Here is a 26,891-nt window from a genome sequence, read left to right as displayed (position 1 = left end):
GGTTGACATTTTCTCCTTAAGGTAGTTAGTTGCAGAGTTATGCCGGGTGGCCGGGCGTACCCGGGGGCTGGGGGCCGAGTTAGACGGGATCAGGGAATGTCAGGAAGCCATCGACGAACAGGGCGCGCACCTTGGGCAGCAGCTCGGCGGTCAGCGCTGGCTCGTCGGCGTCGAGCAGCTGGGCGAGGGCTCCGATGATGGCGCCGACGGCGAGCTCACCGTCGCAGGCACCGACCAGCCCGGCCAGGGCGGTGTCGAGCGGCAACGAGCGGCCGAATCCGCTGCCCTGGTGCAGGGTCATGAGCGTCGGATCCTGCTGTCCTGGCCAGTAGTGGCGCTCTTCGGTGACGTCGGAGGCCACGGTGAGATTTGTGCGCAACAGGCGCGCATCATCCGTTGCCGCCTGCCAGTCGTGCGCGGCGAGACACTCGGCGAGGTGCGCGCCGAGCCCGGCCGGGTTGTGGCCCAGGGCATCGGGCAGGCGCTCGAGGCGACGCAGGCCGGGAGCGGTGCCCCGGGTGGATGCGGCATCCGGCCGGCGCAGCAGCAGGTAGCCGAAGCCGACCCGGCCCACTCCGCGCGCCTCGAAGTCGTTCAGCCAAGCGTTGTACAGCCGGTCGAAATCGGGACCGGGGCGGGTGCCGCCGTCGCGGATCCAGGTCTCGGCATACTCGCCCGGCGTCTGCACCTCGCGCTCGATGATCCACGCGTCGAGGGCACCCGGCGTGAGCCAGCGCTCGAGGCGCTCGAAGGCATCCGTTTCACCGTGGTATTCCCAGTTTCCGAGCAGCTGAACAACTCCGCCGGGCGTGAGGTGGTTGGCGGCGCCGCGCACGACAGCCTCGACCAGGGCATCACCGACCATTCCGCCGTCGCGGTACTCGTAGCTCGGCACCCCCTCGGCCCGCGGGGTGATCACGAACGGCGGGTTCGAGATGATGTGGTCGAACCGCTCCCCCGCCACCGGCTCGAACAGGCTGCCGAACCGAAACTCGATGTTGTCGATCTGGTTGAGCTCGGCGTTCAGCGCCGCGAGCTCGAGCGCACGCACCGAGATGTCGGTCGCGACGACGTGCTCGGCGTGCCGGGAGGCGTGCATGGCCTGGATTCCGCAGCCGGTGCCGATGTCGAGCGCCCGCTCAACCGCGCGCGGCATCATGAGCCCGCTCAGGGTGCGCGAGGCGCCGCCGATGCCGAGAACGTGCGTTTCGCCGAGCGGATGCCCGAGCGCCAGCTCCCCCAGATCGCTCACGATCCACCAGCTGCCGGCCCCGTGCGCGTCGATGAAGCTGTACGGACGGAGGTCGACTAGCGGGCGCACGAGCGCATCGACGGCGGCCACGAGCCCGAGTCGTTCAGCCCCGGCTGCCCCGAGTGTCGGCAGCGCGGCATCGAGATCGGCACGCGGCACCGCGTCTCCGAACAGAAACAGCCGACCCAGCGTCGCGGCGGGCTCATTCCGCGCCAGTTTGACGGCGAGCGTGGCGAGCGCCCGCTGGGCCGGAACCCGCTGATTGCGGCGGAGGGCGGCATCCGCTTCCATGCCCCACAGTCCGGTCAGGCCAAGAACCGAGAAATGAGCGGCCGCGAGGTCGGTGCGGAGGCGGGGAACGAGAGTTGCAGGAGTCACGGTTCTATTCAACTCGATGCGCGCGGTCACAACCAACGCATGGTGAACGCCCGGGCCACCAGTTCGTTGGCCGGCGGCAGCGTGAGACCGCGCACGACGGCGTTGCGAACGCCGAGTCGCAGACCGTGGGCCGGCCGGCCCATCTGCATGTTGAATCCGGCTTGCAGGGCCGCTCGCCGGGCGGCGCGGCGGCGCGTGCGGTCGTAGCGGGCCAAAACGGATGCCGCCGCTGACGGTTCGAGAAGCGCCCGCTGCAGCGCCGGCGCGAGGGCCACGGCGTCGAGCCAGCCGAGGTTCATGCCCTGCCCACCGATGGGGCTGATCTGGTGCGCCGCATCACCGATCAGCACCACGCGGCCCGTGCACATGCTCCCCGCGAGCCGCTGCTGCACGGCGAAGGCGCTGACAGCCCCGAGCGGCTGGGCAACGCTGACTCCTGTTCGGTGACGGATGAGCGCGGCGAAGTCGGCGCTGTCGGCATCCGTTGCGAGAAAATCGGTCATCGCCACCCACCGACGCCGATCGCCGGGCAGCGGAAACGACTCGACCACGCCGCCGCGCTCGAAGTAGAGCACCGCGCCGGTATCTCTCGGGTCAGGATCGGCGAAGTCACCCATGAGATACGTTTCACCGCGGCCAAGCTGCCGCCAGGCGATGCCTGCCGCCTGACGCACGCGGCTGCGCGCGCCGTCCGCGCCGATCACGTAGCGGGCATCGATCGGGCCGGCGTCGGTCGTGAGTTTCAAGGCGTCACCGCGGTCTTGCACCCCGGACACGGTCACGCCGCTGCGATACAGGCCTGGGCGGAGTTGCTCGAACCGATCGCGCAGTAGGGCCTCCGTCTCGTATTGCGGCAGGGCGACCACGAACGGATACGCCGGCGCGGCCTTCTCGAACGACATCTGCCCGAGCCGGCGCGAATCGCAGCGTACCTCTCCCGTGCGAATGCGCACGGCCCGCTCGAGCAGGGCGTCGGTGATGCCGATGGCGGCGAGGGCGGCCAGCGACGGCGGGTGAATGCCGATCGCCCGCGACCGGAGGGACGGCGTCTCGCGCTGCTCCAGCACCTCAACGTCGAGCCCGCCGACGGCGAGCACGCAGGCGAGCATGGTGCCGACCGGGCCGCCACCCACGATGACGACGTCACGCATCAGGCCGCGTCCCAGCCCAGCACGAGCCGCGACGGCAGGCCGCGCGACACCGTCCACCCAGCGGGCACCGCCGCCCGCAGCTCGACGGCCGTGTAGCTGCGTTGAATCGAAGTAAGCCCGTCCGGGCGAATATAGGAATGCCGAAAGAACGGCCAGGTCGCCGCCGCGAACCCGAGGTACGCGTAGTTGGAACGCTCCAGATCGGCGTGCAGCACGCGCACGCGAGCGAGATCCTCCGAGTCCACGAGCAGCCCCTTCAGCTCGTCCACGCTCAGATGGTGCAGCACGTGATTGGACACCACGAAGTCGAAGCGCGCGCCCTCTGCGACGAGGTCGGAGCTGAGCGCCCGGCGAAACGAGAGGCCGGCGATCTTCGGCTGGCTGGTCGCGAAGACGTGCGCACGGGCATCCGGATCGATGCCGGTCACGGTGAGCCGCAGTCCGTCGCGCACTGCCCAGCGGGCCAGCGATCGCGAGACATCGCCGCCGCCAGAGCCGACGTCGAGCAGCGTCGTTTCGGTCGTGGTGGACAGGGTCGGGCGGATGCTGCGGCGATAGATCCCCGGCCAGCCCGACACGACCGCATTGACCACCTGAAAATCCTGGTACGTGCGGGTGAGCATGGCCGGGTCGCACAGCGGGGAATCCATGATCTCCACGGCCCCATGCGCCCGCACGCGCAGTGACGGAAGGGCCATTCAGCCCTCGATCACGGTCATCAGGCCGGACTCCACGGTGAGACCGGGGCCGAACGCCATGGCGCAGACCCGTTCACCGTCGGCGGTGGCTGGGCCGTCGAGAATGGCCTTCATGACGAAGAGAATGGTCGCGCTGCTCATATTGCCGTTGGTGCGCAGCGTCTCGCGCGAAGGCAGCAGCTGGTCGGGGCGGAGTCCGAGTTTGGCCTCGGTCTTGTCGAGAATGCTCCGACCACCGGGGTGGATCGCCCAGTGCTCGATCACCGAGCTCAGCGTGGCCGGCGGCGCGAGGGTGAGGACCGGGGCCGCGCTGGCCGCTGCATCCGTTTCACAAGGGACGGCCACGAGCTGCCGGGTGATCGACGCATCGCGGGCAAACAGGGGCGCGAGGGCACTCTCGATGTGTTCGTCGATGATGTGCGGAACGTAGGTGCTCAGAATCATTTCGAAGCCCTCATCGCCGATTTTCCAGGCCATGTCGCCCTCACCGACCGGGGTGATGACCGTTTCGAACAGGTCGAGACCGAGGGCTTTCTCGCCGGGCAGCGGTGCCCGGGAGCTGACGATACCGGCGGCCGCGCCGTCGGAGAACAGCGAGGAGGCGACGATGGTGTCCGGGTCGCTCGAGGTGCGCAGGTGCAGCGAGCAGAGTTCGGCGCTGACCACGAGTACGACCGCATTCGGGTCGGCCTCGACGAACTGCTTCGCGGTGCGGAGGGCAGGCATGGAGGCGTAGCAGCCCATGAATCCGAGGTGGTAGCGCTGGGTGCTGGCATTCAGGCCGAGTTCACGCACGAGCATGTAGTCGGGGCCGGGGGCGTAGAACCCGGTGCAGGAGACTGTGACGACGTGGGTCACATCTTCCGGGCGAATGTCGGGGCAGGCGGCGAGCGCCCGGCGGCCAGCCTCGACGAAGAGTTTGGTGGCTTCCGTGATGTAGAGCTCGTTACGCACCCGGGTACTCGGCACCAGCAGAAGTTGCTGCCGCGCATCGAAGAACTGCGGATCGGCCGAATCGTTGTCGAGAGTGAGCTCGGCAATCACGGTATGTCGGGTTTCAATACCCGACACGTTGAAACTGGTGCTGACCAGCCGTTGCGCCAGTCGGCTGAGTCCGGGCTGGGCGGCGAAAATGTCGCGCACCTGCTCTTGGATCAGAATCGTCGGGGGAACTACGGTCTGGAGCGCTCTCAGCGTGACGGCCATGAGTTAGTCTCGCACGTGGTTTCGACTGAGTACACCCCTCCGAGGCCGAATCTGGGGGCTTTGGCGAATCTAGGGCAGTCGAGCGAACAGCCGAGTTCCACTCAGCGCGAGCAGCAGGCCGGCGGTCACGATGGCCGCAACCCCGCCCAGGTAGGCCACGATGGTGCCGAGCGTACCGACGCGCTCGAACAGGCTGCTGTCCAGTACGAGGGTCACGATGAAGGCCACGACGGAGATCGCCCCGCACCCGATCGACAGCCAGCGCACCACGCGAATCGTCGACTGTCGCAGCCCGGTAAAGGCTGGCCATCGTGAGCTGGGGGCGGCAGCATCCGTTTGCGGCACGACACCTACCCGCGGCCAGGCCAGCACCGCCCCGGCGAGGCACCCCCAGAATGCGACCCAGAGCAGGGCTGCAATCACGTCGCTCGGCCGATGCCACTGGTTGGCAAGCGTGGCCACACCGGCCAGCACGGCGAAAGCGGTGCCCCACCCGGCGACCATCGGGCGCATGCGCGGGCTCGAGACCAGAAAGACCACCAGTGCGGATGCCGCCGCCACCGTCGTATGCCCCGACGGGAATGAGTTTCCGGCGTAACCCTCGACCGCGAGGTCGGGACGGGCCAGAATGCCATACTTCAGCAGTTGGGCCGAGGCAGTCGCCGCCGCTGCGGCGACCAGGGCAACCACGAGGGTGCGCCAGTTGCGGCGCACGAGCGCGATGACGGCGGTCAGCACCACGCCGAATGCCACGGCGATGTCCGGAACAGAGTCCAGCATCCGACCGGTGAACGAGGTAATGCTGCGACGGCCGAATTCGGCGCCGTCATAGGCAAGCTGGTCGGCTTCCTGGCCGGCGTGGCTGCGCACGAAGAACAGGTAGAGACCGATGAAGGCCACGGTGGTAAGCGCGGCCCCGGCGACGTACCCGAGCGAACCCTGTTTCAGGGAGTTTCGAGGGGACCAATTGCGCACGGTCAAGCATGCCACAGTGTTTCTGGGAGACGCGGTTTCTGGGAGACGCGGTTTCTGGGAGACGCGGTTTCTGGGGCCCGCTACCGGGTGGCGAGAACGACTTTGCCGCGCAAGTGGCCGGCCATGAGGTAGCGGTAGGCGTCCTGCACCTGGTCGAGCGGGAACACCCGGTCGATCAGCAGCACGATCTCACCGTTCGCAATCAGGGTGGCCAGCGCCTCGAGGTCGTTGATGTCCGCGAACTGTCCGCCCACCTCGGTTACGCCCGCGCACCCGTACCTCACCGCGCCCGGCCTGCGGCTGCTCATCGTGCACGATGCTCAACACCTCTGGCTCACCAAATTCGTCAATGCGTACGTATCGAGCCACGCCGCCAGCCTAGAGGCCCGCTCGAATGTCACCGACCGACCACGACCTGTCTCGCCCATTTACCCCAATTGCTGCACGATTGATGCGTGGCGTACACCGGTTGTTCAAGAACTTCTGATCGAATAGTGTCTACCACCGAGAGGGCATGCCGAAAGAGCGTGCACCCGACAAACGAATGGACGCTCTGTGAGCATTCGAACGGCTGAGTACCCCCGGCCGGACCACTTCCTGTTACACCTGAGCGACACCCACCTGCTGGCGGGAGGCTCAAAGCTCTATGGCAGCGTCAACGCTGAAGCCCATCTGGCCGAACTGTTCGCCGAGGTCGAGGCATCCAGGGCCCGCCCCGAGGCCATCGTCTTCACCGGTGATCTCGCCGACAAGGGCGAACCGGGCGCCTACGAGCTGCTGCGCGAGATCGTCGAGCCAGCCGCGGCCAGGCTCGGTGCACGCGTCATCTGGGTGATGGGCAATCACGACAATCGTTCGGTTTTTCGCACCGAGTTGCTCGACCAGGCCGCGAGCGAGGCCCCGATCGACCGGTCCTATGACCTCAACGGCCTGCGCCTGATCACCCTCGACACCTCGGTGCCCGGTCACCACCACGGCGCGGTGAGCGACCAGCAGCTGCTCTGGCTCGCCGACGAGCTGCGGGTACCGGCGCCCGACGGCACGATTCTGGCCATGCACCACCCGCCGATCCCGAGCGTGCTCGACCTGGCCAACGCGGTGGAGCTGCGCGACCAGGATCGCCTCGCCAGCGTGCTCCGCGGCACTGACGTGCGCAGCATCATCGCCGGACACCTGCACTACTCGTCCATGGCCATGTTCGCCGGTATCCCCGTGTCGGTGTCGTCGGCCACCTGCTACACCCAGGATCTGAACGTTCCGGTGGGCGGCACCCTGGGTCGCGACGGCGCACGAGCCTTCAACCTCGTGCACGTCTACCCGGGCACCGTGCTGCACTCCGTGGTGCCGCTCGGCCACTATCCAACGCTCGACTACGTCGACGCCGCCGAAAGCGCACGTCGTCTGCGCGCTTCCGGCGTCGAGATCACGCCGTCGGAGACTCTGCCTGCATTGCGTGAGCCGCCAATGACTCGACCGATCCCAGTTCTGCGATAGTGGCAACACTGGCCCGTTCCCACGGTGCCACGATCGGAAAGTACAGCTCCAGAAATTCGGTGACCGCAGCGCGGCGCACCTCGGTGGAAATCTCTGGGTGACTGCCGTCGTTCAGGCAGAACATGTCCTGATCGCGACGCTTGCGCAGGTGATTCATCTGGCGCAGGGCGATGCGCAGTGTCGTCTCGATGTAGAGCGAACGCACCTGAGTTTGGGCGACCGCACGACCGGTCATCAAGGCGTAATAGTGGTACAGCGAGTTGGTGACCGAGATGTCGGTCGCCGAACGAAAACGACTCGCCGCGGTGCGGCTGAAGTCCTCGGGAAATTCCTGTTCCAACTCGAGCAGCACACTCTTGCGCATGGGAGCTGGCGTGTGCTCGAGGTGCCGGGTGGTGACCTTGCCGAAGCGCCCACGCAGCAGCGCCCGGTTCACGCGAGCGGCGTTCTCGAACCCGCTGCGGGTCGGATCGTTCTCGCCGAGGCCGATCCGAGTGGCTGCCTCCACAAACTTGGTCACCCCACCGGGTGAGAAGAACAGCTCCGGACCGACCGGGCGACCGAAGAACATGTCGTCGTTGGAGTAGAGAAAGTGCTCGGCCAGCCCGGGAATGTGGTGCAGCTGGCTTTCCACGGCGTGCGAGTTGTGAATGGGCAGCACGCTCGTGTCGACGAAGAAGTCCTCGCTGCGCATGATGGTGACGCGAGGATGCTCGGAGAGCCACTCCGGCACCGGTGAGTCGGTGGCGATGAAGATGCGTCGAATCCAGGGTGCGAACATGTATACGCTGCGCAGGGCGTACTTGAGCTCGTCAATCTGGCGAAAACGGGCGTCGGAATCGTCACCCTCCCCGATGACATAGGCCTTCATACGTTTGGCACGTTCCCGCTGAAACTCGTCGCTAGAACCGTCGACCCAGCTGAACACCAGGTCGATGTCGAAGGACACGTCGCTGGCCAGGTCGTCGAACATGTTCTGCAGGGTCCGCCAGGTGCGTCCATACAGGTCGATCGTGGTTTCGCGGGCTTCGGAGCGTGGCAGCCGGGTGCGCATGAGCGCGTTCTCGACCGGGGCGATGATTTCATCTTCGCCGAAACGCCACAGCTCGAACTGGAACGCGGTCTGGGCGCCGTAGCGCAGGCGGCCGATCGGTTCGATGCGCGGCCGGTAGACGCGAAAGACGGAGGACTTGCGCAGCGTCATGAGGGCGCCATCGGCGAGCAGAAACTGCTGGCTGACGTTGCCATCGAGCGGCTTGGCGTAGAACGGCTCGTTGGCGAATGCCGCAGTCAGGACCTTGGTGATTTCCTTGCGCCGTTTGCGGTCGACGGCGACGACCGGACGGTTGTGGTCGCCGCGCACGAGTAGAAAGTCGATGCCGGCGTTGGTGAGGGCGTCGTACACGGCCACGAGGTCCTTGACCATGGACTCGTGCGGAGTGTAGTGACCGTTGATGAGGGCGATCTCACCCTTGCGCACGACGAGGTCGTCGCGGTCGAACCGGCGCGTACGGGCATCCGGTGTGATCAGCACCAGCTCCGGCTCGCTGCTGAGCGACAGCGTCGGGATCAGGCCGGTGTTGGTGGGTGGTTCGGGTTCACTGGAGTCGTAGCCCACGGAGTCGGGGCGAAAGGCGTCGGTGTCGAAGATGTCACCGCCGAACGAGTCGGGGTACCCCTGCTCGCCAGTCTCCGGTTGTGCGTCCGGAATATTGCGTGTCGCCATGGTCCTCCTTGAGAAAGTGGAGCACTCCAGCGCGACCAGCCGGGGGCTGAAACCGAGGAGTGCGGCCGAAAGTGCCGGCGTGAATGGTTCAGAGTGTTTCGCAGCGACGATCTTGTCGAGAAGTGACGAGGTTCTCGATGAGCGACTGGCGTTTGGTGAAACGCGGGGGCATTTGTCTTTAGTGTACGTCGCGATGTCGGTAGTTTACTGCGGCGTCTAGCAGTCAGGGAGATGAGCCCAGGAAATGTGAAATGAGGAAGTGGGGCGAGGTTATACGCCGATGTTAGCGCTTGTGCGACCGCACCGATTGTTGCGCTTCGGCGGCAATTTCGCTCAGGAGTCTGGCCGTGCCCGCGATCGGTGGCAGCTGCGCCGGGTCAGTGATCGGCAGCTGACAGACGAAGTCGCGGCAGAAGTACGCGGTGGGTTGGCCGGCCTTGGCCGTCCGCGCCAGGAACAAATCGAAGCCAGCCGCCGCAAATGCTTGGGCCTGTGACTCTGAAACGGATGCGACCACTCCCGCCGCGTGGCGTCGGGCGAGGTCGTGCAGGGTGATGGCCGGGCGGTTTGCCGCGGCGGCACCAAACCGGTCGGGCGAGACGATCACGAGCTGCTCGATCGGGGCGTTGAGTTCGTCGAACAGGCGCAGGGCGGCGCCGTAGGCAAGTGGCCGGCTCGGTGCCAGAGTTGCGACGAGGCCGAGGCCGGCCTGCGCGGCCAAACGATAGCGGTCGTCGCCGGTGAGGCTGTGCAACAGCAGTGCGGCATCCGCTGTGGCGGAGAGTCCGGAGGGGTAGGCGCCCTCGGAAGGGTCGATGGCGCTAACCAGGCCCTGCCCGCTGAGCACTGGATCCGCGCCGTTCGGAGAGCGGAAGGCAGGCGCGTCGGTGGCTGCCGGTAGCGTGCTGTCGAGCAGGTGACGAGCCTGGGTGGCGTAGCAAACGTTACCGGTGACGAGTGCGAGTTCGAGGAGTCCCCGTGCGTACATGCCGTAGTCCTCCAGCGTGGCGTTCGCTGTGGAGGTGCGTGCGGCAACGGAGGCACGAACGAGGGTGCCGTCGGCGCGCACGTGGTGTTCGCGCAGGTAGTCGGCCGCGCGGCGGGCGGCGTCAATGAGACGGGGCTGGTCGAAGGCGAAGCCGGCCCGGGCGAGAGCCTGAATCGCGAGTCCGTTCCAGCCGGTGAGTACTTTCGTATCGAGGGCCGGCGGGGTCTGCCGCAGGCGGTCGCCCGGTTCGAGTGCGTAGTAGCCGCCCTCGACCCGATGGCCGTCGACGGTGCTTTCCGAGTCTTGGGCGCTGGCAAACCCGCCTCCCGGAAGCTGCATCACGTCACAGAGAAAGCGGGCGATTCCCTCGGCGACGTGACGTGCCCACGGTGCGCCGGTGAGCATCCAGGCGCGGGTGTAGAGGCTGAGCAGCTGGGCGTTGTCGTAGAGCATCCGTTCGTAATGTGGATCGCTCCAATCACGGTTGACCGCGTAGCGAAAGAAGCCGCCCTCGATCGGGTCGCGAAGCGGTGACGCGCCCATGAGCTTGAGTGTGCGCAGCGCGAGCATTGGCCCGTCGCCGTTCGCGTCGCCGTGCCCGAGCAGAAAGGAGAGGGCAGGGGCCACCGGAAACTTTGGTGCACCGCCGAAGCCACCAAAGCGGGCGTCTTCATAACCGACCAGCTCGGTGACCGCCCGGTCGAGCACTGCGGTGCTGGGATGCAGGGGCACCGCGGCACCACCCGCCGCCGCGGCACCCTCGGCGAACTCGCGCGCCGATTCGGCGAGCAACTCGGCCACCTTGGCGGCGCCGGCCCTGACCTCGGCCCGCCGGGTGTGCCAGGCCGTCGTCACCGCGGTCAGAACGTCGCGAAACGACGGATGCCCCGCAAGGGCCACCGGCGGAAAGTACGTTCCCGCGTGAAACGCCTGCCCGTCGGGGGTGACGAACACGTTGAGCGGCCAGCCGAGTCCCTCGATGAAGGCACTCGCGGCAGAGAGATAGCTCGCGTCGACATCGGGGTGCTCCTCCCGGTCGACCTTGATGCTGACGAAGTGGGTGTTGAGGTACTCGGCAATCGCCGGGTCGCTGAAACTCTCCCGCGCCATGACGTGGCACCAGTGGCAGGTGGAGTAGCCGATCGACACCAGCACGGGCACATCGCGCTCGCGGGCTTCGGCAAAGGCTTCCTCGCCCCAGCCGAACCAGTCGACCGGGTTGTCGGCATGGCTGCGCAGGTAGGGGCTGATGGCGTCGGCGAGGCTGTTGGGCATGCTCTATTGTGCGCCCCGTTGCCCGGGCGGGCGAGGTCAGGGCAGCAGGGCAGCACCGAGCAGGGCGTTGCGGCGGCGTTGAACCCGCACCCAGACCACGAAACCCACAAGGGTGAAGGCGCCGTAGAACAGGTACAGCACGGCCGAGGCGTAGTAGCCGGCGCTGATCAGCAGCGGCACGCCGACCACGTCGACGGCTACCCAGATCAGCCAGAATTCGGTCCAGCCCTTGGCCATTCCGTAGGTCGCCAGCAGCGATCCGGTGAAGATCCAGGCATCCGCCCAGACCGGTTCGAACGAGCCGAGGGCGCGAAAGATGGGGGTGAGCACCAGGGTGCCGGCGACGAGCCCGAGCCCCAGCAGGATGCGGGTGCGGTTACCGGCCCAGTGCGGGGCGACGGCAACGTGCACCGCCGAGTTGCGGCTGCGCTGCCACTGTACCCAGCCGAAGATCGACACGATGATGAACATGATCTGCCGGCCGGCCTGCCCGAGCAGATTGACCGGGTTGGGAGTGCCGAACACAGCGCCAAGAAACACGGTGAACAGCAGGGCGTTACCGATGATGCCGACCGGCCAGGCCCAGATCTTGCGGCGCATGCCGCCGACGGCGCTCGCGATGCCGAAGGCGTTGCCGACGACCTCGCGCCAGAGAATGGTCTGGGTGCCGATCTGCAACTGGGCGTCGAACAGCCATTCAATCGGGTTCATGGGGATCTTTCTGCGCGCGCGGCATGTGCCGCGCCTGACGAAGCGCGGCGCGTCCAATCTACGCCGCTGCTGCCCGGCCCTCTGCCGCCCGATGACAGAGCGGTGGCCCCGCAGAGTCTGCGGGGCCACTCAAACGGATGCTTCGGGCTAGTTCACCTCGTTGGGGTGCGCCGAGACGCGGCCGGCGCGCTCGAGCGCGGAGATCATGGTGACCTCGGTGTGGGTGAGTTCGAAGTCGAACACGTTGAAGTTCTCAATCATGCGCTCCAGCCGGTTCGACTTGGGGAACAGGATGTTGCCCACCTGCAGGTGCCAGCGAATGACGATCTGCGCGGGCGACTTGCCGTGCGCGTCGGCAGCATCCGTTATGACCTGCTCGTCGAACAGGGGGTACTTGCCCTGGCCGAGCGGGCCCCAGGCCTCAATGTTGATGCCGTTTTCGCGAGCGAACGCGGTGACTTCCGGCTGCTGGTGCGCTGGGTGCAGCTCGATCTGGTTGACCGCGGGCACAATGCTGGTCTCGTGCAGCAGGCGGTCCAGGTGCGGCACCAGAAAGTTCGAGACACCGATGGATCGGGCGCGGCCCGATTCCTGGATCTTCTCCAGGGCGCGCCAGCTCTCTACGAACTTGTCGTTCGCCGGAGCCGGCCAGTGAATCAGATAGAGGTCGACGTAGTCGAGGCCAAGCTTCTCGAGGCTCTCCTCGAACGAGTCAAAGGCCGACTCGGTACCCTGACGGTCGTTCCACAGCTTGGTCGTGATGAACAAATCGGAGCGGTCGATGCCGGAGGCGGCCAGAGCCTTGCCCACGCCCGCCTCGTTGCCGTAGATGGCGGCGGTATCGATGTGGCGATAACCGACCGACAGAGCGTCGGCCACGATGCGGGTGGTCTCGTCAGGTTCGACCTTGAACACGCCGAAACCGAGCTGCGGAATCGTGTGGCCGTCGTTGAGGGTGATGGTGGGAACAGATTTCGTCATCCCCTCACCCTATGCGCCCCGAAAGCCGTGCACCCCCCGAATACCCAGTGTTCACTGACCGCGAAAACACCCTCGGAGTGCGACGAAGTATTATTGGAGCTTCATGGAAACGCTCAACATCACCTTCCCGCCCGAACTGCCGGTCAGCCAGCGCCGCGAAGACATCGCCGCAGCCATCCGCGACAACCAGGTCGTCATCGTCGCCGGCTCGACCGGGTCGGGCAAGACCACCCAGCTGCCCAAGATCTGCCTCGAACTCGGCCGCCAGAACATCGGCCACACGCAGCCCCGCCGGCTCGCCGCCCGCACGATCGCCGAGCGCATTGCCGAGGAGCTCGGCCAGGAGGTCGGCCAGCTGGTCGGCTACCAGGTGCGGTTCACCGACAAGGTCGGCGCCGATACCCGGATCAAGTTGATGACCGACGGCATCCTCTTGAATGAGATTCACCGCGACCGCATGCTGCAGAAGTACGACACGATCATCATCGACGAAGCGCACGAGCGCAGCCTCAACATTGACTTTCTGCTCGGCTACCTGCGCCAGCTGCTACCCAAGCGCCCTGATCTGAAGTTGATCATTACCTCGGCCACCATCGATCCGGCCAGCTTCGCAAAGCACTTTGCCGCCGCCGACGGCACCCCGGCGCCGGTGGTCGAGGTGTCCGGGCGCACCTTTCCGGTGGAGATTCGCTACCGGCCGCTGGTGGCCGAGCCCGGCATCGACGACGATGACGACACGACGGATGCCGCTCCCCCGGTCGACCGCGACTACATCGAGGGGATCACCGCCGCCCTCGACGAACTCGAACGCGAGTCGAACGGTGACGTACTGGTCTTTCTCTCGGGCGAGACCGAGATTCGCGACGCGGCCGACGCCCTGCAGGGTAAATACGCCTCCTCGGCCAGTCGCAACCCGACCGAGGTGCTGCCGCTTTACGGCCGGCTGTCGTCTGCCGACCAGCATCGCGTGTTCCAACCATCGACCGTGGCGGGGGTGAAGCGGCGCATCGTGCTGGCGACCAACGTCGCCGAGACCAGCCTGACGGTGCCGGGCATCCGCTACGTGATCGACGCCGGAACTGCGCGGATCAGCCGGTACAGCGTGCGCTCGAAGGTGCAGCGGCTGCCGATCGAAGCCATCTCGCAGGCCTCGGGCAACCAGCGCAGCGGCCGCAGCGGGCGCACCAGCGACGGCATCGCCATCCGCCTGTATTCCGAGGAAGACTATCTGCGGCGCCCGGAATACACCGAGCCGGAGATTCTGCGCACCAACCTCGCCGCCGTCATTCTGCAGATGATCTCGCTCGGGCTCGGCGATATCGCCTCGTTCCCGTTTTTGACCCCGCCGGATTCCCGCAATATCAAGGACGGCCTCGACCTGCTCGCCGAACTCGGCGCGATCGAGGCAGAGGGAGCCGGCCGCACCAAGAGCGGCCGCGGCCGCGTTGCAACGGATGCCGCGGCCCCGGCCGGCCCGGCCACCCCGCGCCTCACCCGAATCGGCCAGCAACTCGCGCAGCTGCCGATCGACCCGCGGTTTGGCCGCATGGTGATCGAGTCGAAAACCCAGGGCACCAGCCGCGAAGTCATGGCGATCGTGGCCGGGCTCACCATTCAGGACCCGCGGGAGCGCCCGCTCGAGCGGCGTGCGCAGGCCGACCAGTTCCACGCGCGATTTGCTGACCCCACGAGTGACTTCCTCAGCCTGCTCAATCTATGGAACTACCTCGAGAAGCAGCAGTCCGAACTGGGCTCGAGCGCCTTTCGGCGGCTGTGCAAGAACGAGTACCTCAACTACCTGCGGGTGCGCGAATGGCAGGACGTGCTGCGCCAGTTGCGCCAGCTGGCCAAACCGCTCGGCCTGCACCTCGGTGAGCCGAGCGCGAACCCCGACGGCGTGCACCGCTCGCTGCTGGCCGGGCTGCTCTCCCACATCGGGCTGAAGGACGTCGCCAAGAAGGACTATGTCGGGGCGAGGCAGCAGCGCTTCGTGCTGTTTCCCGGCTCGACCCTCGCGAAGAAGCAACCGAACGCCGTCATGAGCGCCGAACTGGTCGAGACCAGCCGACTGTTCGCCCGCATGAACGCTGTCGTCGACCCGGCCTGGGCCGAGCCGCTCGCCGGCGACCTGTGCAAGCGCAGCTACTCCGAACCGCACTGGGAGATGAAGCAGGGCGCCGCCGTCGTGTACGAACGCGTGACGCTGTACGGCGTGCCGATCGTGGCGCGGCGCCGGGTGCAGTTCTCCCGCATCGACCCGGCCTATGCCCGCGAGCTGTTCATTCGGCACGCTCTGGTCGAGGGCGAGTGGGACCGCGCGTCGGGGCCGCAGTCTGTCGCCGCCGAGAAGGAAGCCGACCGCGGCGGTCGCGGGCCTTCGCGCAGCGAGCGCGTCAGCATCTCCGTGGACGGGGGCGCTGCCTCGGGCGGGCGCGGGTCCGGCGGCGCGCCCGCGGTAGGTTCCAGCGCGAGCCGCGGCGGAAGGCCCGGGCAGACCGGCGACCCCGGCATGTGGGCGTTCGAACGGGCCAATGCCCGGCTGCGGGAGGAACTGGCCGAGCTGGAGGAGCGTACCCGGCGCCGGGACATCCTCTTTGACGACGAGGCTGTCTTCGACTTCTACCAACGGCGTATTCCGGCTGATGTCTCGTCGACCAAGAGCTTCGAGGGCTGGTGGCGCAGTGCCCGCTTCGACACCCCCGACCTGCTCACGATGACCGCCGACGCGCTCGTGGCCGAAGACTCCCCCGAGATCGACGAGGGGCTGTTTCCGCCGAGCTGGCAGCAGGGTGACCAGCGCCTGACCCTCGGGTACCGCTTCGAGCCCGGTGAGGAGGACGACGGCGTAACCGTGCGCATCCCGCTCGCCCTGCTCGCCCGACTGTCGCCGAACGGATTCGACTGGCAGGTGCCCGGCCTCCGCGCCGAACTCGTGACCGCCATGATCAAGTCGCTGCCGAAAAGCATCCGGCGCAATGTCGTTCCGGCCGCCGACTGGGCCGCGCGCCTGCTCGGCGAGCTGCCTGGCGAACCCGGAATTGTGGAGACCCTGCCGACGCCGGTGCCCGAGGTTTCGTTCGCTGAAACCCTCGCCGCGCTGATTCAGAAGCTCACCTATGTGCCGGTCACCGCACGCGACTTCGAGCTCGGCCGCGTTCCCTCCCACCTACGCATGACCTTCGTCGTCACCGACGAGCGCGGCCGCACGGTCGCCTCCGACAAGGACCTCGCCGACCTGCAGCGCCGCCTGGTCACCCGGGTGCGGGAGAGCGTCGCGAAGGCGACCAGCGCCGCCGCCCCCAGCAATGCCATCGAACGCGGCGGCATCACCACGTGGGACCTCGGTGAACTCCCCCGCTTCCTCGACACGAAGCAGGGTGACAACACGATTCGCGGGTATCCGACGCTGGTCGATGACGGGGCATCCGTTTCTATTCGCATGATGAGCACCGAGCTGGAGCAGGCCCGTGCGCTGCCCCGCGGGGTGCGGCGGCTGCTGCTGCTCGCGACGCCGTCGCCGGCCGCGTACGTACAGCAGCACCTGACCGCGGCCGAGAAGCTTTCGCTCGCGACCAGCCCCTACAAGAGCACGCAGGCCCTGTTCGAGGATTGCCTCGCCGCTGCGGTCGACGACGTATTGTTTCGGGTGCGTCCAGGCGGCCAGGTGTTCATGAAGGCGGAATTCGACACCATTCGCGACCGGGTGTCGGGGGTCGTGATGGATTCCATGTTTGAAACTGTCGGCCTGGTCGCGCGAATCCTCACCGCCCAGCGCCTGGCCGATAAGGCGCTCAAGGCCGCGACCAGCATGGCGCTGCTGCCCGGAATCAGCGATGCCCGCCAGCAGCTCACGGCCCTGGTCTACCCCGGGTTCGTCAGCGATACCGGCCTGGCCCGGCTGCGCCACCTGCCGCGCTACCTCGGCGGAATCAGCGCGCGGGTGCCGAAACTGGTCGACAATCCGAGCCGCGACCGGGTCTGGATGAACGAGACCCAGGCCGCAACCACCCGGTTCGAGAACGCCGGCGGTACCATGCCCCTGAAAGCAGATGCCGCGGCATCCGTTCTGCGCGCCCGCTGGATGATCGAGGAGCTGCGCATCAGCTTGTTTGCGCAGGAGCTCAGGGCGGCAGAGCCCGTCTCGCTGCAGCGCATCCAGAAGGCGCTCGCCGGATAGTTCACGCCCCAGGCCCACCTTATGAACCCAGGCCCAGTCTATAAACTGGGCCCGGGCCCCGTTCCCGGGTAGTGGTGCGGGGCTAGAGCACCTTGGAGAGGAAGGCCTGGGTGCGGTGGTGCTGGGGGTTGGCGAGCACCTCGGTGGGCACGCCGCTCTCGACGACGACGCCGCCGTCCATGAAGACCAGGGAGTCGGCGACCTCGCGGGCGAATCCCATCTCGTGGGTGACCACGATCATGGTCATGCCATCGCGAGCGAGGCCCTGCATCACGTCGAGCACCTCGCCGACGAGCTCGGGGTCGAGCGCACTGGTGGGCTCGTCGAACAGCATGAGCTTGGGTTCCATGGCAAGGGCCCGGGCGATCGCGACCCGCTGCTGCTGGCCGCCCGACAGGTGCGCCGGGTAGTAGTCGGCGCGGTTGGCGAGGCCCACCCGTGCCAGCAGTGCACGCGCGCTGGCCTCCACGGCCGCTTTGGAGAGACCCTTGACCCGGATCGGTGCTTCCATCACGTTCTGCAGCGCCGTCATGTGCGGAAACAGGTTGAAGCGCTGAAAAACCATGCCGATGTTTCGGCGCTGCATGGCAGCGGCTTTCGGGTGCATCTCGAAGAGCTTTCCCTTGCTCTCCGTATACCCGATGAGTTCACCATCGACACTCAGTCGGCCCGCCGACACCACCTCGAGGTGGTTGATGCAGCGCAGGAACGTTGACTTGCCCGACCCACTGGGTCCAACAAGGCACATCACCTCTCCACGCTTCACCTCGAGGGAAATGCTCTTGAGCACCTCGTTTGAGCCGAAGCTCTTGGAGACGGCCTCGGCGAGCACCATGGGAACGTCTGCGGTAGCGCGTGGCCCTGCCGTGGCAGTCATCGGGTGTCTCCGTTGTTCGTGGTGGGCGGGTTCTGGCCCTTCGGCGGCTGCACGACCGTGGGCTGGCCACCACCGATCACCGGCAGTACACCGGTCAGGGCACCGGTGGCGTCGTCTGCTTTGCGATCGGGACGTCGGTCGCCGATGCCGCGCGCAAAACGCTTCTCGAGAAAGTACTGGCCAACCATCAAAATGGAGGTGAAGAACAGGTACCAGATCGAGGCCACAATGAGGAGAGGAACCGGGTTGAAAATCGCGGCCGAAATGTCCCGAGACCGGGTGTAAAGCTCAAGAGTAAAAGGAATTGCCGTCACAAGCGAGGTCGTCTTGAGCATCGAAATGACTTCGTTGCCGGCGGGGGGAATGATCACACGCATCGACTGCGGAATAATAACGCGCATCATCGTCTGTGCCCAGCTCATGCCCAGCGCGGTGGCTGCCTCCTCCTGACCGCCGTCCACCGACAGCAATCCGGCGCGCACGATCTCCGCCATATACGCGGCCTCATTCAGTGCCAGCCCAATCACGGCGAGCATGAACGCACTGACCGCCACCTTGGTGGGGAATGACGCCCAGGGCTCGGTGAACGGAAGGCCGATGTCGATCGTCTGGTAGATGGTTGCCACTAGGCCCCAGAATGCCAGTTGCACATAAACCGGAGTACCGCGAAAGATCCAGAGGTACACCCAGGCGATGCTGCTCACAACCGGGTTGGGAGACAGCCGCATTACGGCGAGCGTCACGCCGAGAATGATCGCGATAACCATGCTGTAAATCGTGAGTTGCAGGGTGACGAACGCGGCCTGCGAGATGCGCTGGTCGAAGAGAAACTTGCCGACGGACGGCCAGTCGTAGGCGGGACGCTGTGCGGCGTCGAGCACAAAGAGTGCCAGAACGAGCAGCAACACGACGGCGAAAACATTCCGCCACGGGTGACGAAGGCGAATCGCCTTGATTGCGGGAGAGCGGTCAGAGCCGTTGGGCGGGGTTGACCCCGCCGAACGGTTCACAACTGTTTCGGCCATGATGTTGCTCGCTTACGCTCTAGCCGTTGGAGGCGGCGTTGATGGTGATCGTGTCGATGCCACCGTCGGTGACACCCCACTTGTCGAGGATCTTGCCGTAGGAACCGTCGTCAACCATGGACTGCAGCGCAGCCTGCACGGCCTTGGTGAGTTCGGAATCCTTGTTCACGACGATTCCGTAGGGGGCGACGTCAAAGCTCTCGCCAGCGGCCTCAAGCTTGCCCTCCGTCTTCGAGATGGCGTACAGGGCCACCGGGGAGTCGGCGCTGAGCGCATCCGCTTTGCCGAGCACGACGGCGTTGGTCGCTTCGTCCTGCGAGGTATATGGCAAGACCTCGATGGCGGGCTTGCCGGCCGCGGCGCAGGCCGCGTTCTTGGCGGGAAGCTCGTCGGTGTCCTGAACCGTGTTGGACTGCACGGCCACGGTGAGGCCACACGCATCGTTGGGGTCGATCGTGCTGCCGGTCTTGGCGGCCCAGAGAATTCCGGCGTTGAAGTAGTTGACGAAGTCGACCTGCTTCTCACGCTCCAGGTTGTCGGTGAACGACGACTCGCCGATGTCGACGGTGCCACCGGTAATGCTCGGAATGATGTTGTCGAAGTCGGCGATCTGATACTTGGTGGTGAGGCCGAGCTTGGCGGCGATGCCGTTGGAAAGTTCGATGCCCCAGCCGATCGGTGCGCCGGCATCGTCCTTGAACTCGTTCGGCGGGTAGGCCGCATCGGTTCCGATGATGAGCACGCCGGCGCTCTTGATACTGGCGGGGAGCAGCGCGACGGCTGCGGCATCCGCTTCAATGGTGGCAGCGGCGCCGGGCGTCGTGACGGCCGGAGCCGAGTTGTCGACACAGCCGGTGAGCAGCAAAACGGCGGCGGCGGCAAAAGCCGGAACGAAATAGCGTGCGCGCATGGCACTTCCTTCTTGATTTGGTCGAAAGTGCGGGATTCGACAGTGAATCCCACACGCGGGTAAGACCTATCGAGCCTAATGCACACCGGCGCGCGCTGGAGTCGAGACGGCACCCCCCATCCGCCGTTTTTTGACGAGCGGATGCTGCGGATCTATCGTCGAGAGGTGCCCACCCTCAGACCGAACATCCTGTACACCTCCCCCAACGATCCGCTCGCCGCTCCCCTGATGGCCGAACTCTCGCGGGAATACGACGAGCACTATGGCCTGAACGACGGCATTCCATCTTCGGTCGAACTCAGCCGGTACCCGGCGCGGCGCTTTCAGCCGGTCGACGGCGGTACTTTTCTGCTCCTGGTCGAAAACGGGCAGGCGGTGGCCGGCGGAGCTTTCATGCGGGCCGACGACGACACCACCGTCGAGGTCAAACGGGTGTGGACGCACTCGGCGCATCGTCGCCGCGGGCTGGCCCGTCAGGTGATGGCCGAGCTCGAAGCGGAAGCTGCACGGCGCGGCATTCGCTCGATCGTGCTGACCACGGGAGCCCGCCAGCCGGAGGCAGTGGCGCTCTACCTCGCGCTCGGCTACGAACCGCAGTTCGACCTGGACGAGGACTGGGAGTCGATCGGGTATTTGGAGTTTCGCAAGCAGCCTTCGGTCGTCGACGAGTCGGGCCAGACGCCGCTCTGACGGCACGCACACAACGGATGCCGCGCGTCCAGCTGGGCCAGCGGCATCCGTTTTTGAAGCGTGCTACTCGTTGACGGCGGCGGCGAGCAGGGTGACGTAGTCGTCGAGGCCCCAGCTCAGCGAGAGTCCGGTGGGCGGCGAGACCGAGCTGATGAACGCGGCGCCGACCGGGCTTGCAACCGTGCCGGCCTGCACCTGCGGCATCGCCTGCGAGTAGCTCGCGTCCAGGAACGCGTCGGATTCTTCCTGGGTGGAGCCGAAGTTCACCAGCAGGTCGCTGTCGAGTTGGTCGAGTTGCTCGTAGCTGAGCGTGTAATAGAAACTCGCCTCGTCGGTCGCGAGCGCTTCGACGGCGGGCGCGCTGACGAAACCGAGGTCGAGCGTGAAGGCGACGCGGGGGTCTTCCTTCTTATAGACGTAGAAGGTTCCGGCACTGTCGCTCGTGAGAGCGATGCTCTTGCCGGCGAATTCGGGATGCGCGGCGGCCTGGTCGGCGATCTCGGAGTCGATCGAGGCGAGCAGGGCGGTTGCCTCACCGGTCTTGCCGAGCGCGGTGCCGGTGATCGAGATGAGATCGCGCCACGGTGTGGCCCACGCGTCACCGGGGTAGGCGACGACCGGCGCGATCTTGTTGAGCAGGTCATACTCCTGCTCGGTGATGCCGGAGTAGGCGGCGAGGATCACGTCGGGGGCGGCGGCGGCGATGTCCTCGTAGGGCGGCTCTTGGCTGTCGGGCAGCACGACGGGCATTTCCTGGCCCTCGAGCGCCTCAGCGATCCACGGCAGTACGCCGTCCTTGTCGCCGCCGTAGCTCTGGAACGGAATCGCGACCGGAGTCACGCCGAGCGCAATCGCGTCGTCCGCGCTGCCCCAGCCCCAGGCCACGACGCGGGTCGGCTGCTTCTCGATGGTGGTTTCGCCGAACGCGTGCTCGATGGTGACGGGAAAGCTGCCGGATGCCGCGGCATCGCCGGCGGGGGCCGTCGCGTTATCGGCGGCGGTGCATCCGCTCATCCCCAGGGCGAGGATGCTCGCTGCGGCAGCGAGCGTGATGGTCAGGCGTCGGGACACGAAGTTCTCCAGTTCGTTGGCTTTCATACTTAGGGTAGCCTACCCTAACTTTAGACCTGCTGGTGTAGCCGGGAACGAGTCGCGGGCGCAGGATCGGCGGGCGCCGGATCAGGGTCGGCTGCTCGCCCGTGGAACCGGCCGATCGGAACGACCATGGGCGCACCACAGACCGGATCTGGCACGATCCGTGCCTCGAGGTCGAAGGCAGAGCGCACGATCTCGGCGGTGAGCGTGTCGGCGGGCGCGCCAGTCGCGATGATTTTGCCGGCGCGCATGACGACGAGGTGGTCGGCGTAGCGGGCGGCGAGGTTGAGGTCGTGCAGCACCATCACGACGGTCGTTCCGTGTTGGCGGTTGCACTCGAGCAGCAGGTCGAGCACTTCGATTTGGTGGGTCACGTCGAGAAATGTCGTGGGTTCGTCGAGCAGCAGAATCTCGGGGTCCTGGGCGAGGGCCATGGCAATCCAGACCCGCTGCCGCTGCCCGCCGGAAAGGTCTTCGAGGTGGCGGGCTGCAAGCTGCTCGGTGTTCGTGGCGGCCATCGCCGCGGCGACGATCTCGTCGTCGGTACTCGACCACTGCCGAAACCAGCCCTGGTGCGGGTAGCGGCCTCGCCCGACGAGGTCGGCCACGGTGATGCCGTCGGGAGCGATGGGCTGCTGCGGCAGCAGTCCGACGACGGTCGCGACCTTCTTCCCTGGCAGCGCGGCGATGTTGCGGCCACCCAGGGTGACCTGGCCGGCATCCGGTTTGATCAGTCGGGAGAGCCCCTTGAGCAGGGTGGATTTGCCGGAGGCGTTGGCGCCGACGATGACCGTGATCGCACCGGGGATAACCTCGAGGTCGAGGCCGTCGATGATGGGCGTGTGGTCGTAGCCGAGGGTGATGCCTTCGGCGCGCAGTTGGTGGGTCATCAGGCACCCTTTCCGGTTTTGTTGCTGGTGGCGAGCAGCCAGAGCAGATAGGGGGCGCCGATCGCGCCCGTGATGATTCCGGCGGGGAGTTCGAGCTGCCCGGGCAGCAGATGCTGTGCCGTGAAATCGGCCACGGCAGTGATGAGGGCGCCAACGAGTGCCGCGGGCACGAGTGCGAGGCCGCCGGTGCCGAGCACGCGCCGGGCGATCGGTGCCGCCACAAAAGCCACGAAGGCGAGCGGACCGACCGCCGCGGTCGCCGTCGCGGCGAGGGCAACCGCGACTACGAGCAGCAGGAGTCGAGTGCGTTCGGCCCCGACGCCGAGGCTCGCTGCGAGGTCATCGCCGAGTTGCAGGGCTTGCAGTCGCCCGTTAGCCAAGCGAATTACCGGCAGCAGCACGAACAGAACGAGGGCCACGACGGCGATGTCCTGCCAGCGGGCGCCGCTCACGCTGCCGACCAGCCAGAGCAGCGCGCCCTGCGCGTCGTTCAGGTCGGCGCGGGACAGCAGGTAGCCGAGCACGCCCTGCACCATGAAGGCGACGCCCACGCCGATCAGCACGAAGCGATAGCCGACCACACCGCCGCGCCAGGCCAGCAGGTAGATGGCGCAGGCGACAATGATGGCTCCCACGAAGGCGGCGAGGGAGGTGGCGACACTTCCGAAGCCGAGAATGAGCATGCTGAAGACGGCGGCGGCGCTCGCTCCCCCGGTGACTCCGATGATGTCCGGGCTGGCGAGCGGGTTGCGCAGCACGGTCTGGAACAGGGCGCCGGACAGCGCGAACGCAACGCCGACGAGCACGGCGAGGGTCAGTCGGGGCAGGCGCAGCGAGAGCACGATGAAGTTCTCGCCCTGGCTACCCTGGCCGGTGAGGGTGCGAAGCAGGTCCGGAACGCTGAGCGAGTACGCGCCGACGGCGAGGCTGAACGCCGCGACGACGACGAGGGCAGCCAGGAGTACGAGCACGACGCTCCGGTTGCGCCGGCCGCGCTGGGCGCGCGCGTGCGCCAGGGGGGTAGCATCCGCTCTCTGTAAAGTTGTCATCACAGGCCTGCCAGTTTCACGCGACGCACCAGGGCGATCAGCACCGGCGCGCCGAGAAACGCGACGACGAGACCGGCCTCGATTTCGCCGGGCTGGGCGATGAGGCGACCGAGCACGTCGGCGAGCACGAGCAGGGTCGGGCCGAACAGCGCCGAGAACCCGATGATCAGGCGGTAGTCGGGACCGGTGATCCACCGGGCCACGTGCGGCACGGCGAGGCCGACGAACACGATCGGGCCGGCCATCGCCGTCGCCGAGCCGCAGAGCAGCACGATGGCGACGGCGCAGACGATGCGGGCGGTAATCAGGTTTTGGCCGAGGCCGCGGGCGAGGTCGTCGCCCAGCGCGAGGGCGTTGAGCATGCGGGCGGCCACGATCGCCAGCACCAGACCAACCAGGATGAACGGGGCGAGCGGCAGGGCGGCGTCGAGGCCGCGTGCCACGAGCGACCCGGCCGCCCAGAACCGGTAGCGATCGAAGGCTTCGGTGTCGGCGAGCAGCACGATGGTGATGAGCGAGGTGAACGCGGCGGTCAGCGCGGTTCCGGCGAGGGCGAGCTTGACCGGCGTCGCACCCTCACGGCCGAGAGAACCGATGAGGTACACGATGGTGGCCGCGACGGCGGCGCCCGCGAAGGCGAACCAGACATAGCCAAGCGAGGACGTCACCCCGAACCAGGCGATCCCGGCGACGACGAACAGCGAGGCGCCGGCGTTGACGCCGAGCAGGCCGGGGTCGGCGATCGGGTTGCGCGTGACGCCCTGCATGAGAGCGCCGGCCAGGCCGAGGGCGAGGCCGGCGAGCAGGCCAACGGCGGTGCGCGGCAACCGCAGGTCGAGAATGACGGTGTGGTCGGTCAGGGTGCGGTGCGGGCTGAACAGGGCGTTCCACACGGTGCCGGGGGCGATCTCGCGGGTGCCGACCAGGAGCGATGCGGCCACGCTGAGCCCGAGCAGCCCGACGGCGAGCGCGAAGCCGATGACGACCCGGCGCGGGCGGGCGCGCGGTGACACGGGCACAGCCACGGGTCGATCCGGAGCCAGGGTCATTGAGCTTCGGACCGGCCGAGCCGCCAGTAGCCCATGAAAGCCACCCTTGAGCGGTCGATGCCGGTCTGACTCACCAGAAACCGTCGCAGGAGTTTGATCGTGCAGGATTCTCCGGCGAGCCAGGCGTAGAACCCGGCCCCGTTCTCTTCGGCGGGCGATTCCCAGAGCAGGTCACAGTCCACGTCGACCTCGGCGAGCGGCTGCGCAGCCGCCGCGACCGCGGCCTCGACCAGGGCGCGATTGCTCGCAACCCAGCCACGCACTGCGGCCTCGACGCGCTCTCCGTGCGGCGCCCGATCGCGAGCCAGCCAGGTGATCTCGCACCCTGCGGGCAGAACGAGAGGCAGGGCATCCGCCCCAGCGGGCATCTCAATGAAGGCCTGGGCGCGGCGGCCGGCCGGCAGGCTTTCGAGGATGCTGCAGATGGCGGGGGCGGCGGTCTCGTCGCCGGCCAGCAGCAGGTCGGTCGCCTGGCCGGGGTGCCAGTCGAGGCCGATCGCCCGGCCCGGGCTGCGCTCGTCGGGGCCGACGATGACGACGTCACTGCCGATGGAAACGGCCTGCAGCCAGCGCGCAGCCGGGCCGAGTGCGCCATGAGCGGCGTGGGTGACGAAATCCACGTCGAGTTCCCGCTGTTCGGGGCGCACGGCGCGAATCGTGTAGGTGCGAAAGGGGTTGCGATCGGCGTCGGGCAGTGCACGCCAGCGGTCATACCAGCGGCCCGTGGCAATGGTTTCCTCGTGGTCGGCGCCGATATCGGAGAGTCCCCGGCCGGGCAGCGGAAACACGATCTTGACGCGCTGGTCCAGCCCGGCCGTGCCGAAGGTGTCGAACTGTTCACCGAAGAAGGTCACCCGGGTGAAATGTTCACTCAATAAGCGGATGCCGACGACCGTCGCGCGATAGGGCCGGTAGGCCGGGCGGTCAGCGACCGTCGTAGCGCCGGGGCCGGTCACGCTCGGTAAGGTAAGCATTACCTTAGTATGGCATGCCTTGCCTCAGATCAGGCTGTACGGTCTGAAACCGTCCTGGCGCGCTGACTCCCCAGTTTTCGATTCAACCGACCCTAGACTGAAATCATTGTGAAAAGTTACTGGACCCTTCTGCGCACGCCGGGCGTATCCCGCCTGATCGGCGCGCAGTTGACGGCGAGGTTTCCCTTTGGAATGCTCTCCCTCGCCTTTCTCATTCACATCGAGCGCATCTTCGATTCGTACGGTGCGGCGGGGCTCGTTCTGGGCGCGATGAGTATCGGCCAGGCCATCGCCGGTCCCCTGACCAGCCGGCTGATGGGCCGGCTCGGCATGCGCCCGGTCATCATCGCGACAATGTTCATCTGCGCCGTGTCGATCGTGGTCATGGCACTGGTTCCGCTGTCGGTGCTGAGCCTGATGCTCATCGGATTCGTCGCCGGACTGTCGACCCCGCCGATCCAGCCGGCCGTGCGCACCATCTACCCCAAGATCGTCAACTCCCGCCAGCTCACCCCGCTGTTCTCGCTCGACGCCTCGGCGCAGGAGATCATCTGGGTGCTCGGACCGGTGATCGCGACCTTCGTGGCTTTGCAGGTATCGACGACCGCGGGCATCCTGCTCGCCGCGTTCTTTCTGGTGGCCGGCGGAATCTGGTTCGTCTCGCTGCCCGAGGTCGGCCGGGTGCGCATCCCCCGCAGCCGGCGCAAGCTCGGCGTCGTGCTCAAAAAGCCCGAGGTACTGCTCAGCACCATCGTCGGGTTCACGCTGGTCGCGGCCTGCGCCGCCGTGGAAGCCGGGGTGGTCGCGGTGTTCGGCCACGGCAGCGCCGATGCCGGCTGGGTGCTCGGCATCTTCGCCATCGGCTCGCTCATCGGTGGGCTCGCCCTCGGCCACGCCCCGATCGGCCCCTGGGCGCTCGCTGCCCGCATGCTCATCGTCACGATCGGCCTCGCCCTGGCCAGCCTGTGGCTCACCTTCTGGTGGCTGTCCTTTGCCCTGCTTCTGGCCGGGGTCGGCATCGCCCCCGCCTTCGCCGTTCTGTTCGGCATCGTCTCGGCCAGCGTCAAGTTCAGCGACACCGCCGAAGCCTACGGCTGGGTCGGCACCGGCCAGCTGATCGGCGCCGCCATGGGCTCCGCCATTGCCGGGTTCTCGATCGACCACTCCGGACCGGTCTCGGCCATCTACGTCGCCGCCGGCTTCGCCGCCCTGGGCTGCATCATTCCCGCGCTCGGCCGCCGCTGGCACCCCGACCTGCGCGGCCGCGACATCAGCCCCATCCCCGACACCGAGCCCATTCAGATTCAGGTCTCGTAGCAT

Annotated in this window: 22 protein-coding genes; 4 read left to right on the top strand and 18 right to left on the bottom strand. The window is 66.9% G+C overall.

Annotated elements, in window-relative coordinates; genetic code table 11:
• Positions 1 to 79 precede the first annotated feature (79 nt).
• The 6 genes from E3T29_RS12505 to E3T29_RS12480 all read right to left on the bottom strand — a co-directional run bounded on the left by E3T29_RS12505 (position 80) and on the right by E3T29_RS12480 (position 5,968).
• A complete protein-coding gene (locus tag E3T29_RS12505; protein WP_241987797.1) occupies positions 80 to 1,630 on the bottom strand; it encodes a methyltransferase in 1,551 nt (516 codons plus the stop codon).
• A 26-nt stretch (positions 1,631 to 1,656) separates the two neighbouring features.
• Positions 1,657 to 2,781 (bottom strand): NAD(P)/FAD-dependent oxidoreductase, encoded by a 1,125-nt coding sequence (locus tag E3T29_RS12500; protein ID WP_134345733.1) that lies wholly within the window; start codon positions 2,779 to 2,781, stop codon positions 1,657 to 1,659.
• Entirely contained in the window at positions 2,781 to 3,479 is a 699-nt protein-coding gene (locus E3T29_RS12495; protein ID WP_134345731.1) for a class I SAM-dependent methyltransferase, read from the bottom strand. The genes E3T29_RS12500 and E3T29_RS12495 overlap by 1 nt, the downstream gene beginning before the upstream one ends.
• Positions 3,480 to 4,685: a type III polyketide synthase gene (locus E3T29_RS12490; protein WP_134345729.1), complete on the bottom strand. Its 1,206-nt coding sequence runs from the start codon at positions 4,683 to 4,685 to the stop codon at positions 3,480 to 3,482.
• 69 nt (positions 4,686 to 4,754) lie between these two features.
• Positions 4,755 to 5,660 (bottom strand): phosphatase PAP2 family protein, encoded by a 906-nt coding sequence (locus E3T29_RS12485; RefSeq protein WP_241987818.1) that lies wholly within the window; start codon positions 5,658 to 5,660, stop codon positions 4,755 to 4,757.
• 80 nt (positions 5,661 to 5,740) lie between these two features.
• Positions 5,741 to 5,968, bottom strand: coding sequence for a zinc-binding dehydrogenase (locus tag E3T29_RS12480; RefSeq protein ID WP_134345725.1), 228 nt, complete (start codon positions 5,966 to 5,968; stop codon positions 5,741 to 5,743).
• Positions 5,969 to 6,215: 247 nt separating this feature from the next.
• Between E3T29_RS12480 and E3T29_RS12475 the strand changes: the two genes are divergently transcribed.
• Positions 6,216 to 7,154 carry a phosphodiesterase gene (locus E3T29_RS12475; protein WP_134345724.1) on the top strand — a complete coding sequence of 313 codons (939 nt, stop codon included), beginning with the start codon at positions 6,216 to 6,218 and terminating at the stop codon, positions 7,152 to 7,154.
• On the opposite strand, the gene E3T29_RS12470 is transcribed toward E3T29_RS12475, so the two are convergent.
• From E3T29_RS12470 to E3T29_RS12455, 4 genes are all read right to left on the bottom strand, one after another.
• Complete coding sequence (locus E3T29_RS12470; protein ID WP_134345723.1) at positions 7,084 to 8,880, bottom strand: stealth family protein; 1,797 nt, start codon at positions 8,878 to 8,880, stop codon at positions 7,084 to 7,086. The genes E3T29_RS12475 and E3T29_RS12470 overlap by 71 nt on opposite strands.
• A gap of 283 nt (positions 8,881 to 9,163) precedes the next feature.
• On the bottom strand, positions 9,164 to 11,143 hold the full coding sequence (locus tag E3T29_RS12465) for a thioredoxin domain-containing protein (RefSeq protein ID WP_134345721.1): 1,980 nt from the start codon (positions 11,141 to 11,143) through the stop codon (positions 9,164 to 9,166).
• A gap of 36 nt (positions 11,144 to 11,179) precedes the next feature.
• Positions 11,180 to 11,854: a nicotinamide riboside transporter PnuC gene (gene pnuC, locus E3T29_RS12460; protein ID WP_104089706.1), complete on the bottom strand. Its 675-nt coding sequence runs from the start codon at positions 11,852 to 11,854 to the stop codon at positions 11,180 to 11,182.
• A 147-nt stretch (positions 11,855 to 12,001) separates the two neighbouring features.
• The gene (locus tag E3T29_RS12455; protein ID WP_134345719.1) at positions 12,002 to 12,835 is read right to left on the bottom strand and encodes an aldo/keto reductase; all 834 of its coding nucleotides are present in this window, start codon (positions 12,833 to 12,835) and stop codon (positions 12,002 to 12,004) included.
• A gap of 103 nt (positions 12,836 to 12,938) precedes the next feature.
• Between E3T29_RS12455 and hrpA the strand changes: the two genes are divergently transcribed.
• Complete coding sequence (hrpA, locus tag E3T29_RS12450) at positions 12,939 to 17,012, top strand: ATP-dependent RNA helicase HrpA (RefSeq protein ID WP_134345717.1); 4,074 nt, start codon at positions 12,939 to 12,941, stop codon at positions 17,010 to 17,012.
• Positions 17,013 to 17,094: 82 nt separating this feature from the next.
• Here the strand turns inward: hrpA and E3T29_RS12445 are convergent, their stop codons facing one another.
• The 3 genes from E3T29_RS12445 to E3T29_RS12435 are packed head-to-tail and all read right to left on the bottom strand — an operon-like array spanning position 17,095 to position 19,824.
• Entirely contained in the window at positions 17,095 to 17,847 is a 753-nt protein-coding gene (locus E3T29_RS12445; protein ID WP_134346025.1) for an amino acid ABC transporter ATP-binding protein, read from the bottom strand.
• Positions 17,848 to 17,885: 38 nt separating this feature from the next.
• Positions 17,886 to 18,914: an amino acid ABC transporter permease gene (locus tag E3T29_RS12440; RefSeq protein WP_134345715.1), complete on the bottom strand. Its 1,029-nt coding sequence runs from the start codon at positions 18,912 to 18,914 to the stop codon at positions 17,886 to 17,888.
• Between the two features lie 19 nt (positions 18,915 to 18,933).
• Positions 18,934 to 19,824, bottom strand: a complete 891-nt coding sequence (locus E3T29_RS12435; protein ID WP_134345713.1) for an ABC transporter substrate-binding protein — start codon at positions 19,822 to 19,824, stop codon at positions 18,934 to 18,936.
• A gap of 165 nt (positions 19,825 to 19,989) precedes the next feature.
• Between E3T29_RS12435 and E3T29_RS12430 the strand changes: the two genes are divergently transcribed.
• Entirely contained in the window at positions 19,990 to 20,514 is a 525-nt protein-coding gene (locus E3T29_RS12430) for a GNAT family N-acetyltransferase (protein WP_241987796.1), read from the top strand.
• A gap of 63 nt (positions 20,515 to 20,577) precedes the next feature.
• Here E3T29_RS12430 and E3T29_RS12425 read toward each other — a convergent pair whose 3' ends face one another.
• The 5 genes from E3T29_RS12425 to E3T29_RS12405 are packed head-to-tail and all read right to left on the bottom strand — an operon-like array spanning position 20,578 to position 25,571.
• A complete protein-coding gene (locus E3T29_RS12425) occupies positions 20,578 to 21,612 on the bottom strand; it encodes an iron-siderophore ABC transporter substrate-binding protein (RefSeq protein ID WP_174776423.1) in 1,035 nt (344 codons plus the stop codon).
• A gap of 23 nt (positions 21,613 to 21,635) precedes the next feature.
• Complete coding sequence (locus E3T29_RS12420; protein WP_134345711.1) at positions 21,636 to 22,499, bottom strand: ABC transporter ATP-binding protein; 864 nt, start codon at positions 22,497 to 22,499, stop codon at positions 21,636 to 21,638.
• Entirely contained in the window at positions 22,499 to 23,548 is a 1,050-nt protein-coding gene (locus E3T29_RS12415) for an iron chelate uptake ABC transporter family permease subunit (RefSeq protein ID WP_134345709.1), read from the bottom strand. The genes E3T29_RS12420 and E3T29_RS12415 overlap by 1 nt, the downstream gene beginning before the upstream one ends.
• A complete protein-coding gene (locus E3T29_RS12410; protein ID WP_241987795.1) occupies positions 23,548 to 24,573 on the bottom strand; it encodes an iron ABC transporter permease in 1,026 nt (341 codons plus the stop codon). The genes E3T29_RS12415 and E3T29_RS12410 overlap by 1 nt, the downstream gene beginning before the upstream one ends.
• Positions 24,574 to 24,593: 20 nt before the next feature.
• Positions 24,594 to 25,571: a siderophore-interacting protein gene (locus tag E3T29_RS12405; RefSeq protein ID WP_134345706.1), complete on the bottom strand. Its 978-nt coding sequence runs from the start codon at positions 25,569 to 25,571 to the stop codon at positions 24,594 to 24,596.
• 108 nt (positions 25,572 to 25,679) lie between these two features.
• On the opposite strand from E3T29_RS12405, the gene E3T29_RS12400 reads away from it, so the two are divergent.
• On the top strand, positions 25,680 to 26,888 hold the full coding sequence (locus E3T29_RS12400; RefSeq protein WP_104089697.1) for an MFS transporter: 1,209 nt from the start codon (positions 25,680 to 25,682) through the stop codon (positions 26,886 to 26,888).
• Positions 26,889 to 26,891 lie beyond the last annotated feature (3 nt).

This window comes from Cryobacterium sp. TMT1-66-1 (assembly GCF_004403435.1).
Taxonomy (GTDB): Bacteria; Actinomycetota; Actinomycetes; order Actinomycetales; family Microbacteriaceae; genus Cryobacterium; species Cryobacterium flavum.
The sequence above is the reverse complement of the archived record's forward strand: the minus strand, read 5'-3'. Positions and strand labels throughout refer to the sequence as shown.

Bases quoted from the DNA above. Each gene is read 5' to 3' on its own strand.
- E3T29_RS12500 (WP_134345733.1), bottom strand. From the start codon at position 2,781: ATGCGTGACGTCGTCATCGTGGGTGGCGGCCCGGTCGGCACCATGCTC.
- E3T29_RS12495 (WP_134345731.1), bottom strand. From the start codon at position 3,479: ATGGCCCTTCCGTCACTGCGCGTGCGGGCGCATGGGGCCGTGGAGATC.
- E3T29_RS12490 (WP_134345729.1), bottom strand. From the start codon at position 4,685: ATGGCCGTCACGCTGAGAGCGCTCCAGACCGTAGTTCCCCCGACGATT.
- E3T29_RS12480 (WP_134345725.1), bottom strand. From the start codon at position 5,968: ATGAGCAGCCGCAGGCCGGGCGCGGTGAGGTACGGGTGCGCGGGCGTA.
- E3T29_RS12470 (WP_134345723.1), bottom strand. From the start codon at position 8,880: ATGGCGACACGCAATATTCCGGACGCACAACCGGAGACTGGCGAGCAG.
- E3T29_RS12465 (WP_134345721.1), bottom strand. From the start codon at position 11,143: ATGCCCAACAGCCTCGCCGACGCCATCAGCCCCTACCTGCGCAGCCAT.
- pnuC (WP_104089706.1), bottom strand. From the start codon at position 11,854: ATGAACCCGATTGAATGGCTGTTCGACGCCCAGTTGCAGATCGGCACC.
- E3T29_RS12455 (WP_134345719.1), bottom strand. From the start codon at position 12,835: ATGACGAAATCTGTTCCCACCATCACCCTCAACGACGGCCACACGATT.
- hrpA (WP_134345717.1), top strand. From the start codon at position 12,939: ATGGAAACGCTCAACATCACCTTCCCGCCCGAACTGCCGGTCAGCCAG.
- E3T29_RS12445 (WP_134346025.1), bottom strand. From the start codon at position 17,847: ATGGTGCTCGCCGAGGCCGTCTCCAAGAGCTTCGGCTCAAACGAGGTG.
- E3T29_RS12440 (WP_134345715.1), bottom strand. From the start codon at position 18,914: ATGGCCGAAACAGTTGTGAACCGTTCGGCGGGGTCAACCCCGCCCAAC.
- E3T29_RS12435 (WP_134345713.1), bottom strand. From the start codon at position 19,824: ATGCGCGCACGCTATTTCGTTCCGGCTTTTGCCGCCGCCGCCGTTTTG.
- E3T29_RS12425 (WP_174776423.1), bottom strand. From the start codon at position 21,612: ATGAAAGCCAACGAACTGGAGAACTTCGTGTCCCGACGCCTGACCATC.
- E3T29_RS12420 (WP_134345711.1), bottom strand. From the start codon at position 22,499: ATGACCCACCAACTGCGCGCCGAAGGCATCACCCTCGGCTACGACCAC.
- E3T29_RS12415 (WP_134345709.1), bottom strand. From the start codon at position 23,548: ATGACAACTTTACAGAGAGCGGATGCTACCCCCCTGGCGCACGCGCGC.
- E3T29_RS12405 (WP_134345706.1), bottom strand. From the start codon at position 25,571: ATGCTTACCTTACCGAGCGTGACCGGCCCCGGCGCTACGACGGTCGCT.